This window comes from Kitasatospora sp. NPDC101157, from assembly GCF_044768255.1.
Lineage (GTDB): Bacteria > Actinomycetota > Actinomycetes > Streptomycetales > Streptomycetaceae > Kitasatospora.
Genome location: NZ_JBIWPL010000031.1, coordinates 1 through 24,488 on the forward strand (window position 1 = coordinate 1; position 24,488 = coordinate 24,488).

Genomic DNA, 24,488 nt, shown 5'->3' on the forward strand with positions numbered 1-24,488 from the left:
GATGGTACTGCAGGGGGGACCCTGTGGGAGAGTAGGACGCCGCCGAACAATCATTCAGAAAAGCCCCTGATCCAATCGGATCAGGGGCTTTTCGCTTTTCTGCTCAGTTGTCGTCGTTCTCGCCGCCGGGCTGCTGGTTGTCATCGGTCTTCGGCTGTCCCTGTCCCTGTCCCTGTGCCTGAGCCGGCGTCGGCCCGGCCGATGCCGACGCGGCCGCCGAGGCGCCCCCGGACGGCGCCGCCGAGGCTGGAGCCGAAGCCGAAGCTGACGGCGTTTCGGACGGCTGGGCGGTCGGGGCCGGTACGGCCGCCGTTCCCCAGGCCGGACGGCTGAGCCATTTGTCCGCGCTGTTGGTGAGCTTGGTGACGCCCGTACCGTCCGGCCGCATGCTGTAGAGATCCGGGCCGGAGCCCGCGGGGGCCTGGGTGAAGACGATGGACTTGCCGTCGGGCGCGTAGGCCGCGCCGCCGTAGAAGGTCGTCGACGGCGCGGGGGTGAGGGCGCCGATGGCGGTGCCGTCGGGGTGGACGGTGTAGATGCCCCCGCCGGGGGCGTTGTCGGCGCCGGCCGGGTAGGTGGTGAAGAGGATCTGGGTGCCGTCGGGGGACCAGACCGCGCGGTCGCCGGCCCGCAGTTCCCAGGGGGTGAGCTGGCGGAGCCCGGTGCCGTCGACACCGACGACGTAGATGGCGCGACCGTTGGCCGGCTGTCCGGTGGCGCTGGTGCGGTACTCGAAGGTGAGCTGCTTGCCGTCGGGCGACCAGCTGGGGTTGCCGACGGCGCCGGAGTAGGGCTTGTCGTTCGTCAGGAAGGTGAGCCGCTGGACGTTGGTGCCGTCGGGGCTCATCAGGTAGAGGTCCGAGTACTGGACCTGGTTGCCGTGGGCCTGGTCGAGGGCGCCCCAGGAGCGGCTGAAGGCCAGTTGCTTGCCGTCGGGGGAGAAGGCGGGGGCGCGTTCGTCCTCGTTGGCACAGTCGGCGCCGGCGCTGGCGGTGTCGCAGAGCTGGCTGATCTGGTGGGCGTTGTCGCCGGTGGCGGAGACCGTCCAGAGGCGGGCGGCGCCGGTCCGGGGGTCGGTGCGGTCGAAGGCGATGGCGCTGCCGTCGGGGGACCAGTCGGGGCGGTCGTCGCGGGCGCGCTCGGGCGGCTGGGTGATCTGGCGCTGGCCGGTTCCGTCGGGGCCGACGGTGACGATGGCACTGGTGGTGCGGGTGGTGTCGGTGTAGGCCCGGCTGACGATCAGTCCGTTGTGCGCCTCCGCGTTCGCGGCGCCGACGACGCCCGGCGTCGCGGACTGGGTGGGCTGGGGAGTGGCGGTGGGGGACTCGGGTCGGATCTCGGAGAGCGGGATCTCGCCCGGCTCGGCCCCGCAGCCGGTGATGAGGGCGCCCATGAGCAGAAGGCCCGCACCGGCGGTCGCGCGGGTGCGGGCCTTGCTCGTGGGGGACTGCCGTGTACCGGCGCTCCGCGTCATCTCCGATTCCGACCTTTCCGACCGCTCCGACGTGCGCCCGGCTCCGATGGCGGGACGGGCTCAGGACGAATCCAGGGGAAGAAGGCCCCTGGAACGAGCTGTCACTGTGCCAGACGGAAGCGCCGGGAGCCGGGCGACACGCGACGGATCGCGTCTGCGCGGTCACGCGGAGTGGACGGAAGGTCTCCGGAGCGCGGGTCAGCCCCGGGCGGCGCGGCGCTCGGCCTTGGCGGCGGCCTCCGCCTCGTCCTCGGCCTCGGCGACCTCCAGGGTCGGCGCGGTGCCGCCGAGCTGGGCGGGCAGCCACCAGGTGTCGTCCGGCCCGGAGGGCTTGCCGGGGTACTCGCGCTGGGCCTTGTCGAGCATCTCGCTCATGGCGGCGCGCAGCTTTCTGGTGACCATGACGGGCTTGTCGTTCGGGCCGAGGTGGATCGGTTCGCCGATCATGATCGTCACCGGGACGTGGCGCTTGGTCAGGGTCTTGGGCCGGCCCTTGGTCCAGAGCTGCTGGGTGCCCCAGAGGACGACGGGCAGCAGCGGGGCGCCGGAGTCGGCGGCCATCCGGGCCGCACCGGTCTTGAACTTCTTCAGCATGAACGAGCGGCTGATGGTCGCCTCGGGGAAGACCCCGACGACCTCGCCGGCCTTGAGGGCGCGCACGGCGGCCTCGTAGGCGGGCTGGCCGTCGGCGCGGTCGACCGGGATGTGCTTCATGCCGCGCATCAGCGGACCGGAGATGCGGTGCCGGAAGACGTCGTCCTTGGCCATGAAGCGCGTCTTGCGCTTCCCGCCGCGGTAGGCGCCGAGTCCGGCGAAGAGGAAGTCCAGGTAGCTGATGTGGTTGCTCACCAGCACCGCTCCGCCCTCGGCGGGGATGTTCTCGGCACCGATGATCTTGATCCGCACGTCGAGCGCGCGGAAGGCGGTGAGTGCGGCGCCGATCACCGGCGGGTAGACGAACTCTGCCACGGTCAGTCCTGACTTCTACGGGCCGGAGCCCGGTACGGCGGGTACCCGCGCCGTGCGCGGGAGCCGACCGGAGCACGGCACGCCGCGGCGGTCACGGGTGATACACGGAGATGATCCCCCGAACGAGTGCCTGCTGTCACCTGAGGCGTGCGGTCAAGCGAATATTCACGGTGTGATCTCCGTGATGAATTCGGTCGGGAACCTTCCCGTTCCTCTCTCGTTTCCCGGCCGGGTGGTGTCGGGGCTGCGTCAGGCGCCCGCGCCCAGGCGCCCCTGGGCGCGTCGGACGATCGGGTAGATCTCGCAGCCCAGGCAGTAGCCGAAGGCGGCGTTGAGGAAAGCGGCCGCCAGGGCGAACGCGGTGGACAGCAGGCCGAGCCAGGTGACCTCGGTGAGGTGGCCGAGGGTGCCGACGGCGGCGAAGACGGCCCCGCCGCCCTGGGCGAAGCGCAGCGGTCGCTCGTCCTGGGTCTCGGTGGGCGGCGCCAGGCGCGGGGCGATGAAGGTGTGGAACAGCCGGCCGTACGGGGAGACTCGGGGGCCGCCGATGGCGCCGATGACGAACACGACGGTCTGGGCGGCCAGCAGCAGCCCGCTGCCGGTGATGAGGACGGCGGCCAGCACCAGGGCGGTGAGTGCGGCGGCGAAGCGGGGAGCGCGGGGGTCGGTCTGCACGGGGGCTCCGGGAGGGTCGCGACGGACGGCTGCGGCGAGCGGCTGCGGCGGGGCGCGTTAGCGACAGCTGGCGGTGGCGGCCGGCTGCGGGTCGACGGCGCGACGGGTGGTCAGCAGCGGCGGGGGAAGGGGGTCGGAGTCCACCTGCCGATCGTACGGGCCCGGTGTCGGCGGGTCGACCTCCCTTTCGGAGCTCGCACGGGCTGTCGCAGACTGGGGGGATGACCGGACTGGTGGTGTGCGTTGTCGTGCTTGCGCTGGCGACCACGTTCGGGCTGTTGAGGGCCGGGCGCGACGGAAGGCTGAGGGTGCGCACCAAGGACGGGACGGTACAGCTGTCGGAGGCGGACCTGGGCGGCCCGCTCGGTGAGCGGGCGACCCTGCTGCAGTTCTCCACCGCCTTCTGCCAGCCCTGCCGGGCCACCCGGCGGGTGCTCGCCGAGGTCGCGGTGATGGTCGACGGCGTCGAGCACGTCGAGCTGGACGCCGAGGCGCAACTGGAGCTGGTCCGTCGGCTGGAGGTCCTGCGGACGCCGACCGTACTGGTGCTGGACGCGGCGGGGCGGGTGGTGCGCCGGGCGGCGGGGATGCCGCGCAAGGCGGACGTGATCGCGGCGCTGGGCGCGGCGGTCGGGTGACGGGTGACGGGTAACCCCCGCTGGGGCAGGATGGGCGCAGGCTGCGGGGCGGGCCGTCCGGCATAAGCTACTGGCCAGTAGTGACCCCTGGACTACCGCCGAGTATGCTGCCAGGAAGTTCCGGACCGGCACGGGAAACTCGCTGCCCGGAGCGGGTGCGTGCCGTGTTCGCGCCCGCTTGCACGCCGCAGCCGCCGGACGAGACCAGTACAGGAGACAAGGCCGTGAGCTTGAGGATCGTTGTCTGTGTGAAGTACGTGCCGGACGCGACGGGTGACCGTCGTTTCGCGGACGACCACACCACCGACCGGGAGGGTGTGGACGGCCTCCTGTCGGAGCTGGACGAGTACGGCGTCGAGCAGGCGCTGCGGATCGCCGAGGCGAACGACGGTGCCGAGGTGACGGTGCTGACGGTGGGTCCGGACGACGCGAAGGACGCGCTGCGCAAGGCGCTGTCGATGGGTGCGGACAAGGCCGTCCACGTGAACGACGACGACATCCACGGTTCGGATGTGCTGGGGACGTCGGCGATCCTGGCGAAGGCGCTGGAGAAGACCGGGTTCGACCTGGTGATCGGTGGCATGGCGTCGACGGACGGCACGATGGGCGTGCTGCCGGCGCTGCTGGCGGAGCGGCTGGGTGTGCCGCAGGTGACGCTGCTGTCCGAGGTGTCGGTCGAGGGCGGCGTGGTGAAGGGCCGTCGTGACGGTGACGCGGCGACCGAGCTGGTCGAGGCCCCGCTGCCGGCCGTGGTCTCGGTGACGGACCAGTCGGGCGAGGCCCGCTACCCCTCGTTCAAGGGGATCATGGCGGCGAAGAAGAAGCCGGTGCAGTCGCTGGACCTGGACGACCTGGGCATCGAGGCGGACGAGGTCGGCCTGGCGGGTTCGTGGACGGCGGTCGAGTCGGTGGCGGCGCGTCCGGCGCGCACCGCGGGCACGGTCGTCAAGGACGAGGGCGAGGGCGGCAAGCAGCTCGCCGCGTTCCTCGCCGACCAGAAGTTCATCTAGTCCCGCCCGTCAGCGCATCCAACGATCGATCAGGAGCAACGAATCATGGCTGAGATCCTGGTTCTGGTGGACCACGCCGAGGGCACGGTCCGCAAGCCCGCCCTCGAACTGCTGACCCTGGCCCGCCGCATCGGCGAGCCGTCCGCCGTCGTGCTGGGCGCGGGTGCCGCGGCCGCCGACATCGCCGCCAGGGCCGCCGAGTTCGGCGCCGCCAAGGTGTACGTCGCGGACGGCGCCGAGTTCGCCGACCAGCTGGTCGTCCCCAAGGTGGACGCCCTGGCCCAGATCGCCCGGACGGTGTCCCCGGCCGCCGTGCTGGTGACGTCCTCCGGCGAGGGCAAGGAGGTCGCCGCGCGCGTCGCGCTGCGGATCGGCTCCGGCATCATCACCGACGCCGTCGACCTGGAGGCCGGCGACGGCGGTCCGGTCGCCACCCAGTCGGTGTTCGCCGCGTCCTTCCAGGTGAAGTCCAAGGTCACCAAGGGCGCGCCGGTCATCACCGTCAAGCCGAACGCCGTCGCCCCGGAGGCCGCCCCGGCCGCCGGCACCGTCGAGAACGTGTCGGTGGAGTTCACCGGCAACGCCGCCACGGTCACCTCGCGCACCCCGCGCGTCTCGACCGGCCGCCCCGAGCTGACCGAGGCCGCCATCGTGGTCTCCGGCGGCCGCGGCGTCGGTGCCGCCGAGGGCTTCGGCGTGGTCGAGGAGCTCGCGGACGCCCTGGGCGCGGCCGTCGGCGCCTCGCGCGCCGCCGTCGACGCCGGCTGGTACCCGCACAGCAACCAGGTCGGCCAGACCGGCAAGCAGGTCTCCCCGCAGCTGTACATCGCGGCGGGCATCTCCGGTGCCATCCAGCACCGGGCCGGCATGCAGACCTCGAAGACCATCGTGGCCGTCAACAAGGACCCCGAGGCCCCGATCTTCGAGCTGGTCGACTACGGCGTGGTCGGCGACCTCTTCCAGGTGCTGCCGCAGCTCACCACCGAGGTGAAGGCCCGCAAGGGCTGATCCGAGCGGTCCCGTGGACCGGAGGGCGTGGCACCGGGTGCTCGGTGCCGCGCCCTCCGCCGTTTCCGCCCCCGTGCGGGAGGCGGCGCGGCGCCGGCCCGTAGAGTCGGCCGACGGCGGCCGGGCACGGGAGCCCGGCGGCGCGATCAGGGCGAGGACGAGAGCGAGGACGGAAGCATGGCACTGCTGACGGCACTTCAGGGCGACCACGGCGACGCGGCGGACGCGCTGCGGATCGACGGCCGGGCGTTCTCCCGGGAGGAGCTGCTCGGCGCGGCGACCGCGGTGGCCGACCGGGTGGCCGGGGCTCCCGCGCTCGCCGTGCTCGCCCGGCCCACCGTGGAGACGGTCACCGCCGTGGTCGGCGGCCTGCTGGCGGGCGTCCCGGTGGTGCCGCTGCCGCCCGACTCGGGCCCCAAGGAGCGTGAGCACATCCTGCGCGACTCGGGCGCGACGCTGCTGGCGCACGCCGCCGGAGAGACCGCGCCCGACGGCGTGTCGGTGACGGCCCTGCCCGTCGACCCCGCCGAGCGCTCGTCGACCACGTACGCCGAGCCGGCCGCCGACGCCACCGGCTTCGTGCTCTACACCTCGGGCACCACCGGCGCGCCCAAGGGCGCGGTGATCCGGCGGGCGGCGATCGCCGCCGACCTGGACGCCCTCGCCGCCGCCTGGCAGTGGACCGCCGAGGACACCCTCGTCCACGGGCTGCCGCTGTTCCACGTGCACGGGCTGCTGCTCGGCGTGCTCGGCGCCCTGCGCACCGGCAGCCGGCTGGTGCACACCGGCCGGCCCGGCCCCGCGGCGTACGCGGCGGCGGGCGGCAGCCTGTACTTCGGTGTGCCCACCGTCTGGTCCCGGCTGGCGGCGGATCAGCAGGCGGCCGGGCGACTGTCCTCGGCCCGGCTGCTGGTCTCCGGCAGCGCGCCGCTGCCCGTACCGGTGTTCGAGAAGCTGGCGGCGCTCACCGGGCACGCCCCGATCGAGCGCTACGGGATGACCGAGTCCCTGATCACCGTCAGCACCCGGGCGGACGGCGAGCGGCGCCCCGGCAGCGTCGGGCTGCCGCTGGAGGGGATGCGCACCCGGCTGGTCGGCGAGGAGGGCGAGCCGGTGCCGTACGACGGGGAGAGCGTCGGCGAGCTGCAGGTCTGCGGCCCCACGCTGTTCAGCGGCTACCTCAATCGGCCGGACGCCGACGCCGAGGCGTGGACGGCGGACGGCTGGTTCCGCACCGGGGACGTCGCCGTGATCGGGGCGGACGGCTTCCACCGGATCGTCGGCCGCGCCTCGGTGGACCTGATCAAGAGCGGCGGCTACCGGATCGGCGCGGGTGAGGTGGAGGCCGCGCTGCGCGACCACCCGGCGGTCGCCGACGCGGCGGTGGTCGGCGCGCCGGACGAGGACCTCGGACAGGCGATCGTCGCGTACGTCGTTCCGGACGGCGCCGTGACGGGAGAACAGCTGACGGCCTTCGTGGCGGAGCGGCTCTCGGTGCACAAGCGGCCGCGCCGGGTGGTGCTCGTGCCCGAACTGCCCAGGAACGCCCTGGGGAAGGTGCTGAAGAAGCAGCTGCTAGCGGAGGCCGAGGGCCGTTGATGAGGGGGCGTCGGGAGCGCCCGGCGGTGACGGGTGTTCACCCTGATGCGCCGTCGGTGCCCCCAGCCCGGAAACCTTCCTTTGGCGCACTCCACTGCGCGCAGTGAGCGAACGCGTGCTTAACGTGACACGCAGGCAGAACTGAATCCCGGGCGACGTGTCGCGACTTCCGGTCGCACGGCCGGAGGCCGCGGCACGTCGGACGGGATCTGCCGAGCCGTACGAACCGGTCCTTCCGGGGCGTACCGCGTGTCCGCAGCAGTTTCCGCAGCCGCCCCCTCGGCGGCCGTTCGCCGCAGTGCGTTCGCAGCAGTGAAGGAAGTCAGCAGGATGACCACCGTCAACACCGGCGCGCCGGATGCCGCCGACGAACCGACCGGGCAGCACGCCCCCGCCATCGACGCCCGTTCCGCCGCCGCCGACCGTCCCGGGCGGGCCGGGCGGATCCGCCGGGGGATAGGCATGGCGGCCGTGATCGCGGTCGGCGCGGGGGCCATCGGCCTCGGCACCGGCGTGAGCCCCGCCGCGGCCGAGCGGGCGCCGGCGCACGCCGGGTGGGACGGCTCGCGGTACTGGTTCAAGAACAGCCAGGGACAGTGGCGCTGGACCAGCCACTACAGCGTGTACCTGGAGCGGACCGGCGGGGCGAAGTCCTCCTCGAAGTCCTCGTCGTCGAAGTCCTCGTCCTCGGCCTCGTCCAAATCGTCGTCGAAGTCCTCGAACGGCGGCATCAAGCAGGGCTGGGACGGCTCCCGGTACTGGTTCAAGAACAGCAAGGGGGAGTGGCGCTGGACCTCCCACTACGACGTCTACCTGGAGCGGACCGGCGGCTCCTCGTCCTCGGGCGGCTCCTCGTCCGGTTCGTCGTCCGGCTCCTCGGGCGGTGCCTCCAGCGGCTCGGTGGCGGCGGACCACAACGTCGAGACGGCGGTGCAGTACGCGCTCGCCCAACTCGGCAAGCCGTTCCGGACCGCGGGCAACGGGCCCGACGGGTATGACTGCTCGGGCCTGGTGCAGCAGTCCTTCCGGCGCGGCGGCATCTCCCTGCCGCGGGTCGCCAACGACCAGTACGCGGCCACCACGCCGATCAAGGCGAGCCAGCTGCGCCGCGGTGACCTGCTGTTCTGGTCACCGAGCGGGACCGCCCGGGGCATCCAGCACGTGGCGATCTACCTCGGCAACAACCAGTACGTGGAGGCCGCGCGGCCCGGGACGCGGATCCGGATCTCGTCGATCAGCAAGGGGTACTACCCGGCGTTCATGGGACGGCCGTAGCGCACGCCGCGCGGGGCGCCCGGGCCTGCGGGCCGGGTGCCCCGCGTGCGGGCCTCGCCGTCGAACGTCGGTCGGTCAACGGTCGGTCTTCGGTCCGTCAGCGGTCCGTCAGTGGTCGGTCAGTGGTCGGCCGGGCGGGGGAGTGCGCCGCGGGCGCCGAGCGCGGTGACGGCGAAGGCCCCGGCGGCCACGGCGGTGGCGGCCGCGTCCGGGAGGGACGCGCCGCGGGCGAGCCGGGCAGCGAGCGCGCCGCAGAACACGTCGCCGGCACCGGTGGTGTCGACCACCCGGACGGCGGGTGCGGGCAGCCGGGTGAGTCCTTCCCCGGTGACGACCAGGGCGCCCTCGCCGCCGAGGGTGACCACCGCCCCCTCGGCCCGTCGGGCCAGGACGTGGGCCGCCTCGGCGGTGGTCGCGGCGCCGGTGAGCTGGCGGGCCTCGACGGCGTTGGCCACCACCAGGGGGCGGCGGCCGCTGGGACCGGGGCCGGGCAGGTCGCCGGCCGGGGCGGTGTTGTGCAGCCAGCGGGTGCCGCCGTTGGGGCCCGTGGCGGGCAGCGCTGCGGCGGTGGCGCGGATGCAGTCCGCGGGGACCTCGTTGCTGGTGAGCACCACGTCGACCGGGAGCACGTGGAGCCGGGCCAGGGCGGCGGTGACCTCCTCCGGGGTCAGCCGGGCGTTGGCGCCCGGGACGACCACGATGCTGTTCTCGCCGCCGGGGTCGACCATGACGATCGCCTGACCGGTGGGCGCACCGGTGTCGGTGTGCACGGCGCCCGTCTCGACCTGCGCGCCGCGCAGATCGGCGAGCGCCGCCTCTCCGTCGGCGTCGCGCCCTACCTTGGCGACCAGGTGGGTCGCGGCCCCCATCCGGGCCGCCGCCACCGCCTGGTTGGCGCCCTTGCCGCCGAACCCCTGGGTAGCGTCGTCGGCGAGGACGGTCTCGCCGGGTGAGGGGAGTACCGGGCAGCGGAGGATCCGGTCGGTGTTGACCGAGCCGATGACGATGACCCGGCCGGCGGGGAGCAGCTTCATCGTCCCTCTGTACGCGCGGGGGCGCGTGCGGCGCAAGGGGTACGCACCGTGGCGGGCGGAGGCCGGTCGGTCGTGCCGGGCCGTGCGGGGTCGTGCGGGGTCGTGCGGGGTCGTGCGGGGTCGGGCCGGATCGCGCCGGGTTGTGGCTGGGTCGTGGCCGACTCGTGGCGGGGAGGGGCGCGGGGCGGCGCAGGGGCGGGGTGAGCGGCGTACGGGTGGGGCGCGCGCGGGAAGTCGGCCGGTCCGGGTTCCCGTGCGCATGGCGTGGCCGCAGGGTGCGGCTTTGATGTCGGCCGCTCCGACACATGTCCGTATCGGGCCCGTGGCCTGGGCACATGCCCCTGTCAAGGGGAGGGCCGGGGCGCGCGGACGGGCGCGGCGAGCAGTTTTGGGGAGCGGCTCGGCGCGGGTACCACCACGGGTGGCGCTGGTTCGGCCGACGGGGGCGCTGCCCGGTGCGAACGGCATCGGGGCAAGTCGAGGGCAGGGGACGTTGTGATCGTCTGGGTCAATGGCACATTCGGGGCGGGCAAGACGAGCGCCTGCCGCGAGCTGGTGGAACTGCTGCCGGGGAGCGTGCTCTTCGATCCCGAGCTGGTGGGCTTCGCACTGCGCCGGATGCTCCCGGCCGACCGGCTGGCCACGGTGTCCGACTTCCAGGACCTCGCGGCCTGGCGCCGGCTCGTGCCCGAAACGGCGGCCGCGCTGCTCGGCGAGGTCGGCGGCCCGCTGGTGGTACCGATGACGCTGCTCAGAGAGGACTACCGGGACGAGATTTTCGGAGACCTCGCCGCGCACGGGATCGCGGTGCACCACTTCGTCCTGGACCCAGAAGAAACGATCCTGCGTGACCGCATCGCGAGCCGCGAGGAGTGCCCCGGCGACCCGGAGGCCAGCGAGCGGGTCCGGACCTGGTGCTTCGAACACCTGCCCCGCTATCGGGCCGCCCGCCGCTGGCTGGTCGGCGACGCCCGGATGCTCGACACCAGCGCGCTCACCCCGCGCGAGACCGCGCACCGGATAGCCGAGCTGGTCCGGGTCGGCGACGCGCGCTGCCCGATCGTCCAGGCCCCCGACCAGACCGGGGACACCGTCGCCTCGGCCGTGCTGTTCTTCGACGAGCAGGACCGGGTGCTGCTCGTCGACCCGGTGTACAAGCCCGACTGGGACTTCCCCGGCGGCGTGGTCGAACGCGGTGAGGCCCCCACCGATGCCGCCCTGCGCGAGACCGCCGAGGAACTGGGGCTGCGGCTCGACCCCTCGGTGCTGCGCCTGCTCGCCGTCGACTGGGAACCGCGCACCGGCCCACGCCGCGGCGGCCTGCGGCTGATGTACGACGGCGGTCTGCTGGACGACGCCGGCCGGCAGAACCTGCTGCTCCAGCAGGAGGAACTGCGCGGCTGCCGGTTCGTCACGCTGGACGAGGCGGCCGACCTGCTGCCGCCGAGCCGCTACCGGCGCCTCGCGGCCGCGCTGGACGCCCGGCGGAGCGGGGAGCTGCGGTACCTGGAGGCGGGGTGCCGGGTGGCGCTCGGCCTGGCCAGCACGGCGGACGCCGTGTAGGACTCGCGGGGACGGCCGGTGCGGTGGGGACGGCCGGTGCGGTGGGGACGGCCGGTGCGGTGGGAGCGCGGGCCCTGGTTGGTCGGGCGGGCGGTGGGGGCGTCAGGATGGGGACATGCCCTTCACGTTGAGCCACCCCGCCGCCGTCCTGCCCCTGCTGCGCGCCGCCGGGGAGCGCGGGCCGTTGGTGGCCTCGGCGCTGGTGGCCGGGTCGATGGCGCCCGACGTGCCGTTCTTCGCGGAGTCGCTGGTGCCCGGGGTGTACGGGCACGGCGGCCTGACGCACGCCTGGTGGGCGGTCCCGACGCTGGACGTGGCGATCGCCGGTGCGCTGGTGGCCGGGTGGCACGGGCTGCTGCGGGCGCCGCTGGTGGGACTGCTGCCCGAGCACTGGGCGGCCGGCGCGGAGGCGCTGACGGTCCGGCGGCCGGGCGGCTCGGGCGCGGGCCCGCGGGGCGTCGACGCGGCGTGGTTCCTGGCCTCCGCGGCCGTCGGAGCGGCCACCCACGTCGGTTGGGACGCCTTCACCCACGGCGGTCGGCTGGGCGTGCGGCTGCTGCCCGTACTGGACCGGAAGGTGGCCGGCGTCCCGGTCTACGAGGCTCTGCAGTACGGGAGTTCGGCGCTCGCGCTGGCCGCGATGGGCGGTTGGGCCGCGCGCGCGGTACGGGCCGTGGAACCGGTGCGCCCGGCCGTGCGGCTCGCGCCGCGGACCCGGCGGCTGGCCACCGCGGCGCTGGGCGCGGCGACGGCGGCCGGGGTGCTGCACCGGCTGAGCCCGCTGCGGCGCAACTTCGTCCCGGAGGTGTGCTTCGGTGCCGGGGCCGGACTCGCGGTGGGCGCGGTCGGCTACGCGGCGGTGGTCGCGGCCGCCCGCCGTTGGCGTGGCGGGCGGCCCGGGCCCGGTGCGAACTCGCGTCAGCTGGAACGCAGTTCGGCGTAGCGGCGGAGGAACAGGGCCTCGGCGAGGGCCATCCGCTCCAGCTCCTGCGGGTCGACGCTCTCGTTGACGGCGTGGATCTGGGTGGTCGGCTCCTCGACACCGATCAGCACGATCTCGGCCTGCGGGTAGAGCGAGCGCAGGGTGTTGCAGAGCGGGATCGAGCCGCCCTCGCCGGCCGTCACCATCGGGGTGCCGAAGGCCTCGGCCATCGCCTCGCCCATCGCCTCGTAGGCCGGACCGTCGGTGTCGGCGAGGAACGGGGCGCCGTTGCCCTGGCGCTGGACCGTCAGCCGGGCGCCCAGCCGGACCTGTGCCTCCAGGTGGGCGACCAGGGCGTCCTGGGCGGCGTCCGAGCTCATGCCCGGCGGGACGCGCAGGCTGATCAGCGCCTTGGCGGTGGCCTGCACCGAGGAGGTCGCGCCGATCACCGGCGGGGCGTCGATGCCGAGGACGGTGACGGACGGGCGGGCCCAGAGGCGGTCGGCGACGGTGCCGGTACCGGTCAGCGCGACGCCGTCGACCACCTTGGCGTCGGCGCGGAACTGCTCCTCCGGGTACTGCACGCCCTCCCAGGTCTGGTCGGAGGCCAGCCCGGCGACCGCGACGTCGCCGTTCTCGTCGTGCAGCGAGGCGAGCACCCGGACCAGGGACTGCAGCGCGTCCGGGGCGGCGCCGCCGAAGGCACCGGAGTGGAGGTTGCCGGCCAGGGTGGTGATCGAGGCCTCGACCACCGTCATACCGCGCAGCGAGGCGGTCACGGTGGGCAGGCCGGGAGCGAAGTTGCCGGTGTCACCGATCACGATCACGTCGGCGGCGAGCAGCTCGGGGTGGGCCTCCGCGTAGCGCTCCAGGCCGCCGGTGCCCTGCTCCTCCGAGCCCTCGACGATGATCTTCAGGCCGACCGGGTAGCCGTCCCCGTACACCTGGCGCAGCGCCCGCAGGGCGGTCAGGTGCATCAGGATGTTGCCCTTGCAGTCGGCGGCGCCGCGCCCGTACCAGCGGCCGTCACGCTCGGTCAGCTCGAAGGCGGGGCTGAGCCAGTCGTTCTCGTCGAGCGGGGGCTGGACGTCGTAGTGCGAGTAGAGCAGGACGGTCGGTGCGCCCTCCGGGCCGGGCAGTTCGCCGTAGACGGACTGGGTGCCGTCCGGGGTGTCCAGCAGCTGGATGTTGCCCAGGCCCTCGGCGGCGAAGGCGTCGGCGACCCACTGGGCGGCCTTCTGGCACTCCTCGACCGGGAACTGGCGCGGGTCGGCGACCGACGGGAAGGCGACCAGCTCGGCGAGGTCGGTGCGGGCACGGTCCATCAAGGACCGGACGGCGTCGGCCAGGGGCTGTGACATCGGTGCTCCGAGGGGGAGGTCCGCCCGGGGGGTGGTTCGGACGGAGGAGGTCGGTTGGGGTACCGCCGATCATAGGCGGAGCTGCTCGGGAGCCGTTCGGGAGCCTTCGGGGAGCTTCGGGATCGGTGGGCGGTGCGGCGTCCGGGCGGGTGGTCGGACGCATAGGATTGCTCGACGTGACTGACTCCGGAAGCCCCGATTCCCGTAGCCCGCTCAACAGCCCGCTCGACACCCCGCTCGACGGAGTGCTCGACAGCCCGCTCGACGGGGTGCCGCTGCCGCCCGACGGCGTCTGGGACGTCGTGGTGGTCGGCGCCGGACCGGCCGGGGCCTCGGCCGCTCACGCCGCCGCCGCGCAGGGCCGCCGGGTGCTGCTGCTCGACAAGGCCGAGCACCCCCGCTACAAGACCTGCGGCGGCGGGATCATCGGCCCGTCCCGGGACAGCCTGCCGCCGAACTTCGAACTGCCGCTGCAGGACCGGGTGTCCGCCGTCACCTTCGCGTACGACGGCCGGTACACCCGGACGCGCCGCAATCGGCGGATGCTGTTCGGGCTGGTCAACCGGGACGAGTTCGACCTGCGCCTGGTGCAGGCGGCCAAGCAGGCCGGGGCGGTGCTGGTCACCGGGGTGACCGTCACCGGGGTCGAGCAGCGCGGCGGCGAGCACCGGACGGCGCTGGTGACGGCGGCCGACGGGCGCAGCTTCGAGGCCCGCGCGGTGGTCGGCGCGGACGGCAGCGCCAGCCGGATCGCCCGCCACGTGGGTGTCACCTTCGACCAGATCGACCTCGGCCTGGAGGCCGAGATCCCGGTGCCGCCGCAGGTGGCCGCCGACTGGTCGGACCGGATCCACCTCGACTGGGGTCCGCTGCCCGGCAGTTACGGCTGGGTGTTCCCGAAGACCGAGACCAGCAGCCTGACCGTGGGCGTCATCTCGGCGCGCGGCGACGGCGAGCGGACCAAGCAGTACCTCGCCGACTACATCCGGCGGCTGGGCCTGTCGGGCTTCACCCCGCGGGTCGAGTCCGGGCACCTGACCCGCTGCCGGGCCGAGGACTCGCCGCTCTCCCGGGGCCGGGTGCTGGTCGCCGGGGACGCGGCCGGGCTGCTGGAGCCGTGGACCCGCGAGGGCATCTCGTACGCGCTGCGCTCCGGCCGGCTGGCCGGTGAGTGGGCGGTGCGGGTCGCGGAGGCGGGAGACGCGGGGGCGGTGCGGCGTGAGGCGCTGAACTACGCGTTCGCGGTGAAGGCCGGGCTGGGTGTGGAGATGCGCGCGGGCAAGCAGCTGCTGGGGGCCTTCGAGCGGCGGCCGTACCTGTTCCACGCGGCGGTCTGCCTGGTGCCGGCGGCGTGGCGGGCGTTCGCCCGGACCACCCAGGGGCACACCACCTTCGCGCAGCTGTTGCGGCAGAACCGGGCGGCGCGCAAGCTGATGGCGATGGCCGCGCGGTAGCGGTTCCGGTAGCGGTAGCGGTAGCGGTAGCGGTTGCCGGGCCTCGGGGCGCGGGTTCTCGGGGCGCGGGCGGGGCCGGCGTTCCTCCGATCGAAGAGGAGCGCCGGCCCGGCCGCCTTGCGGAGTCGGCTATTTGAGCCCGGTGTCGAGCGAGCTCATCAGGGTGCCGGACGGGGTGTCGCCGGACATCTCCCAGATCATGGCGCCGAGCAGGTTCTTCGACTTGAGGTAGGCGGTCTTCTGGGCGATCGACCAGGGGTCGTCGAAGGTCCACCACTGGCCGTTGGCGCCCGTGTAGCCGTACGTGGCAACGCTCTTGGCGTCGTGGTAGACGGTCAGGCCGGGGACACCGGTGACGAGGTTGTGGTAGCCGCGGGTGCCTGCCTCCTCGGCGAACTGGCCCGGTGCCGCGCCGTTCGCGGACTGCCAGGCGCCGTGGGCGCCGCCGTCCGCCACGCTCTGCCAGCCGCGCCCGTAGAACGGGAAACCGATGGTCAGCTTGCGCGGGTTGACCCCGGCGCCCAGGTAGGTCCGGACGGCCGCGTCCACGCTGAAGTGGAAGTTGTACGGGTCGTTCGGGTCCTGGTAGAGGTTGGACGCGTGGCCGGTGCGGTTGGGCTCCCAGGAGTTGTCGCTGCCGGAGCCGTGGAAGTCGTAGCCCTGGACGTTGGCGATGTCGAGCGACTTGAAGATGCTGCCGAGGTCCCAGCCCGCCGCGACCTTCGCCGGGTCGGCCGGGGTGAAGGCGGTGAGCAGCTTGTGCGGGCCGCCCAACGCGTCGAGCTGCTTGCGGAATTCGGCGGCCAGCAGGGTCAGGTTGGCCCTGTCGCCGGCGCTCCAGTGGTTGCCGGGGTGGCCGTCGCCGGAGCCGGGCCACTCCCAGTCGAGGTCGATGCCGTCGAAGATCCCGGCCGCCGTGCCGTCGCCGCCGGCGCCGTTGTAGGCGGGCAGGTTGCCCTTGATCCAGGTGTCGACGCAGGATTTGACGAACTTCTGCCGGGAGGAGTCGGTGGCGGCCACGTCGGAGAAAAACTTGGAGTACGTCCAGCCGCCGAGCGAGACGACCACCTTCAGGTTGGGGTACTTGGCCTTGAGCTTCTTCAACTGGTTGAAGTTGCCGCGGAGTTTGCGCCAGCCGTCGTCGGCCACGCCGTCCACCGACTGGTCGGCGCTCATCGGGCGGGCGTAGTCGGCGTCGGCGTCACCGGCGCCGGTGCCCTGGTCCGGGTCCTCCGGGTTGCTGGAGGTGCCCTTGGTGACGCCCGCCAGGCAGGTCAGGTTGACCGGATCGATGTTCTCGAAGGCGTAGTTGATGATGTCGAGCTTGCCGGCGGCGCCCGAGGTGTCGAGGTTCTTGACGAAGTACTGGCGGCCGTAGATGCCCCACTGGACGAAGTAGCCGACCCGGGCGTACTTCCCGGCGCCGACGATGTCCGCGGTGGTCACGTTGAGCGGGGCGGAGGCGGGCGAGGAGTTGTCGGCGGGGTCGCGGGCCTTCACGGTGAAGGCGTAGGCGGTGGACGGGGAGAGGCCGGAGACGGTCGCGGTCAGTGTGCCGTCGCCGACCGTCGTCGCCAGGGTGTCGCCCTGGTAGACGTCGTACGCGGCGACCCGGACGTTGTCGGTGGCGGCGTTCCACGCGAGCGTCACGTCCGAGGAGCCGACCGCGGTGGCACGGAGGTCGGTCGGAGCGGTGGGCGGAACGGTGTCGGTGGACGGGTCGAAGGTGGCGGCGGTGAGGGGCGCGCTGAGCGGGCCGGTGTTGCCGCGGCTGTCCTTGGCCCGGACGGTCAGGGTGTACGAGGTGGCCGGGGTGAGCCCGGTGACCAGGACGCCGGTGGTGGGACTGGAGGCGAGCACGGTGGAGCCGCTCAGCACGTCGTAGGAGGCGACCGGGAAGTCCCCGCCGGTGGCGGCCGGCCAGGCCAGGGCGAGGGTGTGCGCGGTCGACCCGGTGAGCGTGGGGGCGCCCGGGGCGGACGGCGGGACGTCGGGGGTGCCGTCGCACTTGTCGCCGTTGACGCGGCAGTTGAGCGGGGTGGAGACCGGGCCGTTGCCGACGAACCAGAAGCTGTACGGCTCGGTGGTGCTGTGGGCGCCGACCGTCGAGTTGTAGTACGCGGCGGCGACGGTGACGTGCCGGCTGTTGACGGTCGCGGTGCCGTTGCTGCTGCTGCCGATGGTGACGCCGGCCGGGAGGTCGAAGTCCAGGGTCCAGCCGGAGACGGCGGTGGCGTTGTCGTTGTGGACGATGTACGTGCCCTGCCACCACGAGCCGTTGTCGGCGGTGGTGAAGGTGGCGGTGAGTTTGCCGGCGGCGCTCGCCGGGGTGGCGAGTGCGGTCAGCGCGGCTAGGGGGAGGAGCAGGACGGACAGCAGTGCCAGCAGTCTGCTGCGCACGCGAGGGCGTCCCGCCCGGGATCGAGCGGACATGGTTCTCCCTGTGGCTGTGGGGGTTGGACAGGGGCGTAGAACCGGGGTGGTCCGGGTGCGACCGGGTGCCCGCACCGTGGGGAGGCGGGGCATGGGCACTGTAGGAGGACTGGACCAATGCGTCAACAGGTCTGTACCACTGGGGAGTTACTGGTGGGCGGTGGGCGGCGGGCGGTGGGCGGCGTGAGGTGTCGGCCGACGGGTAACACCTTTCAGCGAACAGAAGTTGAAATCTGTTATCTGTTTTCTGTCATCTGAAAGCTGTCGGCTGAAATCTGTTCGCGGTTACCTGCCGCCCGTCAGTTCGTCCCCGAGCACGCTGCGCCGGTACAGCACCGAGCGGCCGTGCCGGGCTCGGGTGACCAGCCCGGTGGCCGACAGGACCGAGAGGTGCTGGCTGACCGCGCTCGGGGTGACGCCGAGGCGGTAGGCGAGTTCGGTGGTGGAGGCCGGTTCGACGAGCAGTGCGAGCAGTCGGGCCTTCGGTGCGCCGACCAGCGCCTCCAGGGCCTGCGGGGGCACCGGTGAGCCCTGGTCGGCCATGCCCGCCTGCCCGCGTGCCGGGTAGCTGATCTGTGGCGCGCGGCTGCTGTCGATCATGGTGATCGCGCCCCGGACGAAGAAGGTCGGGCAGAGGACGAGCCCGCGGCCGTCCACCGCGGTCTCCACGTCCCCGTCCGTCCACTGCCGGTTGATCGACAGCACGCCGTCGCTCCACTGCAGCCGGTGGTCCAGGTCCGTGAACAGGGCCGCGGCGCCGTGCTGGGCGAGTACCCGCGCCCGGTACACCAGGTCGGCCTCCAGCACCGTGCGGGCCTGCGGCCACCAGGTCGGCGCCAGGCACGTCTCCCAGTACTCCTCCAGCGCGTCGCAGATCCGCGCCAACAGCCGCTCAGGCCGGGCCAGTCCGGCTTCGAGCAGAGCGGGCAGCGGCTGTCCGTTCGGCAGGAACGTCTGCTCCAGTTCGCCGCGCAGCAGCTCCGGCGGCAGCCCACGCACGGTGGCGAGTTCGGTGCGGAACTCGGGGGCGGGGGCGGACGGGCGGGGCGTCAGGAAGTCGGGGACCCAGCGGTTGTCGGTGACCAGTGACAGCAGCAGCCGGGAGTCCAGGCGCTCGAACGAGGGCCGGAGTCGCTCGAAGGCCCGGCTCTGCAGGCGGTACACGCCCGGGTGGGTCCACATCCGCAGGCTGAGCGTGGCCTCCAGGATCGGGGAGTAGGCGAACCAGGTGGTCGCGAGGTCGGCCAGGCGGAGGGTGAAGCGGTGCACGGGCGTTGTCCTTCCGATGCCGACGTACGGCAGCCGGCGTGCGACCGCCGGCGTGCGACTGCCGACGTGCGACTGCCGACGTCCGACTGCCGACCCACGGAGTTTTAGCCAGAGCCTAAAGGAATAGCTGGTCCACCCCGTCCGCCGGTGGAATCGTCGCGTGACCACCTCACCGGCGGAGTCCTCCGCACCGTCCTTCGCCATGCCCGAACCCGTCCGGCCCGGCCGCCTTCCCGAGGCCCTCCGACGCCGTCTGCACCCGGACCCGACGGTCCGCCGACTGGCCGGGATCACCCTGGTCAACACGGTGGGCAACGGCCTCTCGTTGTCCGTCGCGGTGCTGTTCTTCACCCGGGTGCTCGGCCTGAGCGCCGCCCAGCTGGGGTTCGGGATGACCGCGGCCGGCCTCTGCGGGGTCGTCGCCAGCGTGCCGGCCGGCCGGGCCGCCGACCGCTGGGGCGCCCGGAGGGTCCTGGTGGCACTGGTCTCGGCGGAGGCGATCGGCACCGCGGGGTACGCGTTCGTGCACAGCTACCCGGCCTTCGTGGCCCTGGCCTGCGCCGTTTCCGCCGTCGACCGGGGATCCTCCGCGGCCCGGAACGCCCTCTACGCCGAGGTACTGCCCGCCGACCGCCGGGTGGCCGGCCGGGCGCACCTGCGGGTGGTGACCAACATCGGCATCTGCCTGGGAACGGGGCTCGGCGCGATCGCGCTCCAACTCGACACCCGGGCGGTCTACCTGACCGCGATCCTGGCCGACGCCGTGTCCTACGTGGCCGTCGCGCTCCTGCTCCACCGGCTGCCCGCGGTGACGGGTCCGGCGAGCGGGTCCGGTACGGCGAAGCCGTCGGGCCCCGCCGACAAGGGCGGTGAGCAGGGCCGCCGGGGCAACCCGGCACTGCGGGACGGGCCGTTCCTGATGGTGACCCTGCTGTGCTCGGTGCTCGGCCTGCAGTTCGCCGTCCTGGAGGTGGGCGTGCCGCTGTGGATCGTCCAGCACACGGAAGCGCCGCGGATCACCGTCGCGGGCAGCCTGGTCGTCAACACCCTGATGGTGATCGCCCTGCAGGTGCGGGCCACCCGCGGTACCGAGGAGCGGACGGCCGCCGCCCGGGCGTGCCGTCGGGCCGGGCTGCTGCTCGCCGCCTCCTGCCTGGTCATCGCCCTCGCGCACGGACTGCCGGGGATCGTCGCCGCGGTGGTGGCGCTGGCCGGGGTCGCGCTGCAGTCGCTCGCCGAGGTGATGGGCCAGGCGGGCGGCTGGGCGCTGAGCTACGACCTCGCGGGCGAGCGCGGCCACGGCGCCTACCAGGGCGTGTTCAACGCCGGGACGGCGGCCGCGATGATGGCCGGTCCGGCGCTGGTCAGCACGGCGGTGATCGGCTTCGGGCCGGCCGGATGGGCAGTCCTGGGCGCGGTGCTGGCGGCGGCCGGCCTGGCGATGGGCCCCGCCGTCCGGTGGGCCGGACGGCGGGACGCACAGCTGCGGGCCGCCTGACGCGTCGCGTCCCCGTGACGCGCCGAGCCGCGGCTACTCCTGGACGATCGCCATCGCCTCGATCTCGATCAGTACGTCCGGCCGGAAGAGCGCCGCGACCTGCATCGCGGAGGCCGCCGGCAGCGGGAGGTCGCCCAGGTACTCGTCGCGGGCCTCCCGGATCGCCGGGAGGTGGGCGATGTCGGTCATGAAGAAGGTGAACTTGACGACGTCCGAGAAGTCGGCCCCGGCGGCGGCCAGGCAGCGGCGCAGGTTCTCGAAGACCTGGCGGGCCTGGGCCTTCGGATCACCCGCACCGACCAGGTTCCGGTGCTCGTCGAAGGCGACCTGCCCGGAGACCTGGACCAGTCGGCCGCTGCCGGTGACGACCTGGGTGTAGCCGGTCCCGGGGGCGACGCCGGGCGGCTCGGTGATGTGGGTGAGGTGCTTGGTGGTCATGGCGCACGATCGTGGGCCATCGCCCGTCGGTGCCGCAAGCGGTGCCGACGGGCGATGTTGCAGGTGGTGTTGCAGGTGGTGTCGCAGGCGGTGGCGCAAGTGGTGGCGCCGGCCGATCGCTCCGGCGTGACCAACGCGGTCCTTCAGCGCACCACTTCGGGCAGTGCGCGTCGGAACGGCCCGTCGGCGCTCGACAATTGGGCGTCCGGGCCGGAGGAGCGCAGCACCACGTCCAGGACGTCCTCCGGCTCGGCAGCGTAACCCCCGCTCGCCCAGGCCGCGTTGGCCTCCACCACCGCCCAGCCGCGGTCCGTCCGTCCGATGTCCACCACCACCCCGCTCGGCAGCGGGGCGTGCTCGGCCGAGGCGGCCAGTACGTCGCGGGCGAAGGCCTGCACCTCGGAGGCGTCCCGCCCGAGCGGAGCCACGGACAGGTCGCCGTCCACCGCGTAGCGCGAACCCGCCCGCACCGCACCGTCCAGGACGAACAGTCGGTACTCGGCGTGGAACCGCACCACCTCGCTCACGAGTACCGGCGTGTCGCCGTCCAGCAGGTCGGGACCGGGCAGCGCGCCGCCGTCGGGGTAGACCCGGGCGGCGAACAGCTTGTCCGCCGGGGGCTTCACGAAGGCCGGGCCGCGCAGCGTACGGGCCTCGGCCAGCGTGGTCGCGGACACCCGTCGACCGGTCAGCGCGAGCGGCAGCCGGGCCGGCCAGTCCTCGGCGGGCTCCAGCAGGGCGAGACCGAGCTCCCGGCCGACCGCGTCGGCGAACAGCGGACCGCCGTACACGTGCACCGGCGCGCCGAGCAGTTCGCGAGGCGCCCGCCAGGAGGCGGCGGTGAACGCCCGCAGTCCGCGCAGCCCGGCAGCGGTGCGCAGCTGGAGGCCGGTCTCGTTGATGCGCGGAGCGAGCAGCAGGACGGGGGTCTCGGTGGCCATGGCGCCCATGCTGCCGGGCGGCGGACCGCCGCGACCAGCGGTTTTTTGTCCGGCCGTCGGTCGCTTGGGTCCGCCGGTCCGCGGTTGGCTCTGGCCGAGGGGCGGGTGGGCGTGCCAGAGTCGTGCGGGCGCGGTCCGGATACCCCGGACCGCGCCCGCAGTCCGACCCACCCTCAGCCGGAAGGCAGGCCCACGCCGATGACCAGCGCAGAGCCCCTCGTCCGCGTCACCACCGCCGACGCCGTCACCACGCTCACCCTCGACTCGCCGCACAACCGCAACGCGCTCTCCTCCCGCCTGATGTCCGAGCTGCACGCCGGACTCGCGGTGGCCGCGGCGAACCGGGACGTGCGTGCGGTGGTGCTCACCCACACCGGCAAGGTGTTCTGCGCGGGCGCGGACCTCTCCGAGGCGACCGGCGCGGACCCGACGGTGGGCCCGCGCGGCCTGGTCGAGTTGCAGAAGGCGATCGTGGACTGCACCAAGCCGGTGATCGCCGTGGTCGACGGGCACGCCCGGGCAGGCGGCCTCGGCCTGATCGGCGCGGCGGACCTCGCGATCGCCGGACCGGCCGCGACCTTCGCCTTCACCGAGGTCCGCCTCGGCCTCGCGCCCGCCGTCATCTCGCTGCCGCTGCGCCCCAAGCTGGAGCCGCGCGCCGCCTCCCGCTACTACCTCACCGGTGAGGTCTTCGACGCCGCCGAGGCGGCCCGGATCGGGCTGATCACCCAGGCCGCCGGGTCCACCGAGGACACCGGAGTGGTGCTGAAGGGCCTGCTGGACGCGCTGCGCCAGGGCTCGCCGCAGGGGCTGGCGGAGTCGAAGCGGCTGGCGAACGCCGAGGTGGTGCGGTCCTTCAAGCGGGACGCGGACGAGCTGGTGCAGCTGTCGGCGCGGCTGTTTGGGTCGGCGGAGGCGCAGGAGGGGATGCGGGCGTTCCTGGAGAAGCGGCCGGCCGCCTGGGTGCGCTGAGGTCGGGCGCGCCGAGGTAGGGCGCCGAGGACGGTGCGCCGGGCCGAGCCGGCCGGCGGGACGGCCGGCCGGCGGGCCTGGAGCTCGGGGCCCGTGGTTCGGGCCCGGCCCGCCCGTGTCGGTGACCGGGCGGGCCGGCGCGGTGGGGCACCGGTGGGCCACCGGAGGGTCAGCGGATCGCCGCACCGTCCCGCCAGAGGCCGAGCAGGCTCCGGTCCCCGCTGAGCTCGATCCGCCGGGGCTGCGCCTGCCGTTCGGCCTGTTCGACCGTCAGTCGGTTCCAGAGCAGCAGGTAGAGCTCGCGGGCCGGACCGGTGACGGTCAGGTCGGCCGGCTCGGGGCTCTCCTCGGTGGTGACGGCGAGCGGCTCGCGGGAGACGGCCAGGCGCCAGGAGCCCGGGCCGCCAGTGGTTCGGATCCGAACGGTCCGGGGGCTGTCGCTGTGCACCTTCGCCCGGCCGCGGGCCATGAAGCCGCGCAGCAGCTCGTCGATGCCGTCCAGGGCGAGCGCGGTGTCCACGGCCGGGCCCGGGGAGCCGGCCGCCACGTCGGCGTCGAAGCGGTGGACGGCGGTCTCGTGGGCCTGGCGGCGGGCCCAGAAGGCCAGCGGGCTGGGTGCGGGCAGGAAGGTCCAGCACTGGATGTCGGACGGCGCCTCCGACAGCGTCGTCACCAGCGCCGCGTGGCCTTCGCGGAACCAGTCGAGCAACGCGGCGTCCGAGGGGTCCGGACCGATGACGGCCTTCTCGCCGACCTCGTCCAGCACGGCCCCCAGCCCCTTCGCCGGGTAGGCGGCGGCCCAGCGGTGCACCTGGCCGACGTGCCGCACCAGGTCGCCCAGCCGCCAGTCCGGGCAGGTCGGGACGGGGGTGGTGAGGTCGGTGCGGGCGGCGGCGTCGGCGAGCAGGGCGCCCTCGCGGCGCAGCGCGTCGATGTGCTCGGAGATCTCCATGGGGCGGAGTCTCGCACCGGGGTCCGACAGCCGTGGCGGAGTTCGGACGGCCGGGGGCCGGTGCGCGAAGGCCGGTCGGAGCGACGCGCCGACGCGAACGGGAGTGGCTACCGGGACGGGTGTGATGTCGGCCTCCCGGCCGACGGGCGGATGCTACGGGCCGGTAACGTGAGCGCATGCCGATAACCCGTTCCCTCCTCTCCGCCGTCCGGGCCGGTGGCCGCCGGGCCGCAGGACGCCTCGTCCACCGGGGCTGGCGCTGGATGCAGCGAACCGGTGCGGTCACCAACCGGAACCCCGGCCCGTACCGGTTCGGCGAGCTGGGTGACGGCACGAGCCTCGCATTCCCGCTCGGGGCGGTGTTCAACGAGCAGTGGATCACCATCGGGCCGTTCTCGATCATCGGCGAGCGGGTCACCATCAGCGCGGGCTTCCTCCCCGGGCTCGACCTCGGCCCGGAGCCGATCGTGCGGATCGGCGGCGGCTGCGTGATCGGCCGGGACAGCCACATCGTGGGCCACCAGTCGATCGTCATCGGCGACGACGTCTGGACCGGCCCCGGCGTGTACGTGAGCGACCAGGCGCACGAGTACCGCGACACCGAGCTGCCTATCGGCAAGCAGTGGCCGCGCAACGAGCCGGTGGAGATCGGCGCGGGCAGCTGGATCGGCACCGGCGCGGTGATCATGCCGGGGGCGCGGATCGGGCGCAACGTGGTGGTCGCGGCGGGCGCCGTGGTGCGCGGCGAGGTGCCCGACCACAGCGTGGTGGCCGGAGCCCCGGCCAAGGTGGTCCGCCGCTGGAGCGAGGAGGAGGGCTGGCAGCCGCCGCTGCGCCACGAACCGCCCCGGCCGGTGCCGGACGGGGTGACGGCGGAGCAGCTGCGGGCCCTGGTCGGGTGGGACCTGCGGTTGCCGGGGGAGCGGGCCTGAGGATCGTTCTGCAGATCTTTTGGACGAACTCTCCCGTTTCCTGGCCCGGCGACCGACGCCGCCGTCCGGAC

At 73.8% G+C, this 24,488-nt stretch carries 21 protein-coding genes; 11 read left to right on the top strand and 10 right to left on the bottom strand.

Annotated features, from left to right (window positions below; all coding sequences use genetic code 11):
- Window positions 1-103 precede the first annotated feature (103 nt).
- From ACIRVF_RS37175 to ACIRVF_RS37185, 3 genes are all read right to left on the bottom strand, one after another.
- Complete coding sequence (locus tag ACIRVF_RS37175) at window positions 104-1,393, bottom strand: TolB family protein (RefSeq protein ID WP_402828345.1); 1,290 nt, start codon at window positions 1,391-1,393, stop codon at window positions 104-106.
- Window positions 1,394-1,672: 279 nt separating this feature from the next.
- The gene (locus ACIRVF_RS37180; protein ID WP_402828348.1) at window positions 1,673-2,443 is read right to left on the bottom strand and encodes a lysophospholipid acyltransferase family protein; all 771 of its coding nucleotides are present in this window, start codon (window positions 2,441-2,443) and stop codon (window positions 1,673-1,675) included.
- A gap of 249 nt (window positions 2,444-2,692) precedes the next feature.
- A complete protein-coding gene (locus ACIRVF_RS37185; RefSeq protein WP_402828351.1) occupies window positions 2,693-3,118 on the bottom strand; it encodes a DUF4395 domain-containing protein in 426 nt (141 codons plus the stop codon).
- Window positions 3,119-3,339: 221 nt separating this feature from the next.
- On the opposite strand from ACIRVF_RS37185, the gene ACIRVF_RS37190 reads away from it, so the two are divergent.
- From ACIRVF_RS37190 to ACIRVF_RS37210, 5 genes are all read left to right on the top strand, one after another.
- The gene (locus tag ACIRVF_RS37190) at window positions 3,340-3,756 is read left to right on the top strand and encodes a thioredoxin family protein (RefSeq protein ID WP_402828354.1); all 417 of its coding nucleotides are present in this window, start codon (window positions 3,340-3,342) and stop codon (window positions 3,754-3,756) included.
- A 224-nt stretch (window positions 3,757-3,980) separates the two neighbouring features.
- Window positions 3,981-4,766 carry an electron transfer flavoprotein subunit beta/FixA family protein gene (locus ACIRVF_RS37195; RefSeq protein WP_402826657.1) on the top strand — a complete coding sequence of 262 codons (786 nt, stop codon included), beginning with the start codon at window positions 3,981-3,983 and terminating at the stop codon, window positions 4,764-4,766.
- Window positions 4,767-4,811: 45 nt separating this feature from the next.
- Window positions 4,812-5,774 (top strand): electron transfer flavoprotein subunit alpha/FixB family protein, encoded by a 963-nt coding sequence (locus ACIRVF_RS37200; RefSeq protein WP_402828356.1) that lies wholly within the window; start codon window positions 4,812-4,814, stop codon window positions 5,772-5,774.
- A gap of 177 nt (window positions 5,775-5,951) precedes the next feature.
- Entirely contained in the window at window positions 5,952-7,373 is a 1,422-nt protein-coding gene (locus ACIRVF_RS37205; RefSeq protein WP_402828359.1) for an acyl-CoA synthetase, read from the top strand.
- Between the two features lie 330 nt (window positions 7,374-7,703).
- Window positions 7,704-8,648 (top strand): C40 family peptidase, encoded by a 945-nt coding sequence (locus tag ACIRVF_RS37210; RefSeq protein WP_402828362.1) that lies wholly within the window; start codon window positions 7,704-7,706, stop codon window positions 8,646-8,648.
- A gap of 119 nt (window positions 8,649-8,767) precedes the next feature.
- Here ACIRVF_RS37210 and ACIRVF_RS37215 read toward each other — a convergent pair whose 3' ends face one another.
- Window positions 8,768-9,682, bottom strand: a complete 915-nt coding sequence (locus tag ACIRVF_RS37215; protein ID WP_402828365.1) for a PfkB family carbohydrate kinase — start codon at window positions 9,680-9,682, stop codon at window positions 8,768-8,770.
- Window positions 9,683-10,177: 495 nt separating this feature from the next.
- Between ACIRVF_RS37215 and ACIRVF_RS37220 the strand changes: the two genes are divergently transcribed.
- Complete coding sequence (locus ACIRVF_RS37220; RefSeq protein WP_402828368.1) at window positions 10,178-11,245, top strand: NUDIX domain-containing protein; 1,068 nt, start codon at window positions 10,178-10,180, stop codon at window positions 11,243-11,245.
- A 115-nt stretch (window positions 11,246-11,360) separates the two neighbouring features.
- Window positions 11,361-12,188, top strand: a complete 828-nt coding sequence (locus ACIRVF_RS37225) for a DUF4184 family protein (protein WP_402828370.1) — start codon at window positions 11,361-11,363, stop codon at window positions 12,186-12,188.
- On the opposite strand, the gene ACIRVF_RS37230 is transcribed toward ACIRVF_RS37225, so the two are convergent.
- Window positions 12,164-13,528, bottom strand: coding sequence for a dipeptidase (locus tag ACIRVF_RS37230; RefSeq protein ID WP_402828373.1), 1,365 nt, complete (start codon window positions 13,526-13,528; stop codon window positions 12,164-12,166). The two genes, ACIRVF_RS37225 and ACIRVF_RS37230, sit on opposite strands and share 25 nt — an antisense overlap.
- Window positions 13,529-13,773: 245 nt before the next feature.
- On the opposite strand from ACIRVF_RS37230, the gene ACIRVF_RS37235 reads away from it, so the two are divergent.
- Complete coding sequence (locus ACIRVF_RS37235; protein WP_402828543.1) at window positions 13,774-14,982, top strand: geranylgeranyl reductase family protein; 1,209 nt, start codon at window positions 13,774-13,776, stop codon at window positions 14,980-14,982.
- Between the two features lie 129 nt (window positions 14,983-15,111).
- Here ACIRVF_RS37235 and ACIRVF_RS37240 read toward each other — a convergent pair whose 3' ends face one another.
- Window positions 15,112-17,415, bottom strand: coding sequence for a glycosyl hydrolase family 18 protein (locus tag ACIRVF_RS37240; protein ID WP_402828376.1), 2,304 nt, complete (start codon window positions 17,413-17,415; stop codon window positions 15,112-15,114).
- A 285-nt stretch (window positions 17,416-17,700) separates the two neighbouring features.
- Complete coding sequence (locus tag ACIRVF_RS37245; protein WP_402828379.1) at window positions 17,701-18,684, bottom strand: ArsR/SmtB family transcription factor; 984 nt, start codon at window positions 18,682-18,684, stop codon at window positions 17,701-17,703.
- 160 nt (window positions 18,685-18,844) lie between these two features.
- Here ACIRVF_RS37245 and ACIRVF_RS37250 point away from each other — a divergent pair, with 160 nt between their 5' ends.
- A complete protein-coding gene (locus ACIRVF_RS37250; protein ID WP_402828382.1) occupies window positions 18,845-20,182 on the top strand; it encodes an MFS transporter in 1,338 nt (445 codons plus the stop codon).
- A 33-nt stretch (window positions 20,183-20,215) separates the two neighbouring features.
- On the opposite strand, the gene ACIRVF_RS37255 is transcribed toward ACIRVF_RS37250, so the two are convergent.
- Both ACIRVF_RS37255 and ACIRVF_RS37260 read right to left on the bottom strand, forming a co-directional pair.
- Window positions 20,216-20,620, bottom strand: coding sequence for a RidA family protein (locus ACIRVF_RS37255; RefSeq protein WP_402828385.1), 405 nt, complete (start codon window positions 20,618-20,620; stop codon window positions 20,216-20,218).
- A gap of 143 nt (window positions 20,621-20,763) precedes the next feature.
- Window positions 20,764-21,561, bottom strand: coding sequence for an ATP-grasp domain-containing protein (locus ACIRVF_RS37260; protein WP_402828388.1), 798 nt, complete (start codon window positions 21,559-21,561; stop codon window positions 20,764-20,766).
- Between the two features lie 198 nt (window positions 21,562-21,759).
- Here ACIRVF_RS37260 and ACIRVF_RS37265 point away from each other — a divergent pair, with 198 nt between their 5' ends.
- Window positions 21,760-22,533, top strand: a complete 774-nt coding sequence (locus ACIRVF_RS37265) for an enoyl-CoA hydratase family protein (RefSeq protein WP_402828391.1) — start codon at window positions 21,760-21,762, stop codon at window positions 22,531-22,533.
- 169 nt (window positions 22,534-22,702) lie between these two features.
- Here ACIRVF_RS37265 and ACIRVF_RS37270 read toward each other — a convergent pair whose 3' ends face one another.
- Entirely contained in the window at window positions 22,703-23,485 is a 783-nt protein-coding gene (locus ACIRVF_RS37270; protein WP_402828394.1) for a maleylpyruvate isomerase family mycothiol-dependent enzyme, read from the bottom strand.
- Between the two features lie 176 nt (window positions 23,486-23,661).
- On the opposite strand from ACIRVF_RS37270, the gene ACIRVF_RS37275 reads away from it, so the two are divergent.
- A complete protein-coding gene (locus ACIRVF_RS37275; RefSeq protein WP_402828397.1) occupies window positions 23,662-24,417 on the top strand; it encodes an acyltransferase in 756 nt (251 codons plus the stop codon).
- Window positions 24,418-24,488 lie beyond the last annotated feature (71 nt).